A 2,320-nucleotide genomic window follows, 5' to 3' on the forward strand; every position below is an offset into this window, starting at 1 on the left:
GTTCTGGGGTGACCTCGGCGGGCGTCCGGTCGGGGGCGGCGGACGAGGCCACCGCGGGCGCCTGCGCGCGCGAGCCGCCACCGTCGCTCCCGCTCAGGGACAGGCCGGCCGCGACGGCCACTCCGGCCACCACGAGGACGCCGAGCCCGGCCACCGTGGCGGCCACCGGGCCCGCCTGTCCGACCTGGCCGCGCAGTACGTGCCGTAGCGAGCCGGCCGCGCCCGGGGTGGGCGCCTGGCCGCCAGCAGCGCCGGCGCCCGCCCCGACACCGGCCGCCGCGCCGGCGCCGAGCAGGGGCGCGAGGAACTTCGCCCCGCCCCCGGCGAACAGCACCAGCAGCGCCGGGCCGACCAGCGCCGGCAGCCGGGTGTTGGCCTGGGCGAGCAGGGCGAGCCGGTCGCGGCAGTCCGTGCACGCGTCCGCGTGCAGCGCCATGGACTCGGCCTGCCGGGGCGAGTCGGTGCCGCGGACGTGGGCGGGCATCCGCTCCCAGTGGACCGCGCACGCCGGGTCGTCCGGGGTGCCCGGGTGTTCGCGCAGGAACGCCTGCCGCATGCCTTCGCGGGCGCGGTGCAGGAGTACGGCGGTGGCCCCGCTGTTGGCACCGATCTGCCGGCCGACGGTCTCCAGCGGCTGGTCTTCGGCCTCGGCCAGCCACAGGGCCTTCACCCAGCGTTCGGGCAACTGGCCCATGACCCGGGCGAGCAGGTCGACGTGGGCGATGCGCTGCGCGGGGTCCTGGTTCGCCGGGCGCTCATCGGGCCCGACCCGGTCCTCGGCCGCGGTCGCCGGGTCCTGCGGTATCTCCCGGGCGCTGTGGCCGGCGTTGGCGGACGAGAGGTGCCGCACGGTGGTGGTCAGGTACGCGGAGACGTTGTCGATCTGGTGCCCGGTGTGCAGCCGGCGCCAGACCCGGAAGTGCGCCTCGGCCACCAGGTCTTCGGCGACCCAGGGGTTGCCGGTGAGCGAGCGGGCGTAGGCGACCAGGCGAGGGTGTTCGCGCTCGTACAGCCGCGCGTAGGCGTCCGTGTCCGGCGCAGCGGAAGCTTCGGTCATGTGGGGGGCACCTCGGGGTGTGGCACGGGGCTGCGCGGGGACTCGCGGGCACTGTCAGGATTTTCGCAAGCCGCCCGTCGAACCCCGCAGCCGCCCCGTGGTGACACAACTCACGGAGGTATTGAGTGCACGGCCGTAATGAACGGGCCGTCTAACGGTTCAAAGAGGCAGGGACCCGCACCACGAGCAAGGGAGCAGGCGTTGTCCATCGTCATTGACCAAGCCATCCGGGCCCAACTGATCGCCTCGGCGCCCGGGAGCCGCGCCGTTCCCGCGCGGCTGCGCTACGAGCCCACGGACCCGTTCGCGGTCCGGGTCTCCTTCCCACCTACCGCCTCCCTGGACGGCTACGAGGTGGAGTGGACCTTCGGCCGTGAGCTGCTGGACGCGGGGACGCTGCGGCCCAGTGGGTGCGGTGACGTCCATGTCTGGCCGTGCGGCCCGGAGCGTACGGTGCTGGAGTTCCGCGCCGTGGAGGGCATGGCCATGGTGCAGTTGCACACCGCTGACGTGCGCGAGTTCCTCGGGCGTTCGTACGCGTTGGTGGCGGCCGGCGACGAGGGCGGGCACCTCGACGTCGACGCCGAACTGACCGCCCTGCTGCGGGATGCCTGAGCCGATGGGCGTCTGCTGCGGGAGCGCCCGCCCGGGCCAGGTGCCCGCTGCGGCGCCCCGGCCGGCCGAACCAGGGCCACCCGGACCGGCCCGGCCGGCGGCCGACCCTTCTGGCGCCCCGGCCGGGGCGCCCGAGGGGCAGACCTGGCAGCCACGGCAGACCCAGCGGCCCCGGCAGGTCCAGCAAGCACCGCAGCAGACACGCCAGGCACGGCAGGTCCAGCAAACGCAGCAGTGGCTGCGGGCCCGGAAGACGCCGGGCCTGGCGGCCGGTTCCGCCGCCGCCCCGCTGCCGGTGCTCACCACCGCGGCCCGCAACCTGGCTGCCGATGCGGTCAGCGGGGCCAGCGGCGACGTGTGCGCGGTGCGCCGTACCCGGTACGGCCTGCGGCTGCTCATCGGTGACGTGCGCGGCAAGGGCCCGCGCGCCGCCGTGGGGGCCGCCGCGCTGCACCGTGCGTTCGACGAGGCCGCCGACCGGACGCCCACGCTGGCCGCGCTGGTGGAGGTGTTGGAGCGGGCGCTGCTCGGGGCGGGTGTCGAGCCCGCCCACCCGGCCGGCCCCGGTGGGCCGCACGCGGTGGCCGCGCGCCCCGCCCGCGCGACCCGCGCCGGCCCCGCCGCCCCCCCCGCCCCCCCCCCCCCCCC

General features: G+C 76.6%; 3 protein-coding genes. 2 read left to right on the forward strand and 1 reads right to left on the reverse strand.

Annotated elements, in window-relative coordinates:
- The coding region (locus AAHZ94_RS32800; RefSeq protein WP_349997354.1) for an RNA polymerase sigma factor at nt 1-1,057 on the reverse strand (1,057 nt) is incomplete at its 3' end.
- A gap of 201 nt (nt 1,058-1,258) precedes the next feature.
- Between AAHZ94_RS32800 and ssgD the strand changes: the two genes are divergently transcribed.
- Together ssgD and AAHZ94_RS32810 are read left to right on the forward strand one after the other, a co-directional pair.
- Nucleotides 1,259-1,672 carry a spore wall synthesis regulator SsgD gene (gene ssgD / locus AAHZ94_RS32805; protein ID WP_349997355.1) on the forward strand — a complete coding sequence of 138 codons (414 nt, stop codon included), beginning with the start codon at nt 1,259-1,261 and terminating at the stop codon, nt 1,670-1,672.
- Nucleotides 1,665-2,320 (forward strand): SpoIIE family protein phosphatase (locus AAHZ94_RS32810; RefSeq protein ID WP_349997356.1); only part of this gene is annotated, 656 nt, incomplete at its 3' end. The genes ssgD and AAHZ94_RS32810, both read left to right, overlap by 8 nt.

It is taken from the genome of Streptomyces sp. HSW2009, from assembly GCF_040240285.1.
Lineage (GTDB): Bacteria > Actinomycetota > Actinomycetes > Streptomycetales > Streptomycetaceae > Streptomyces.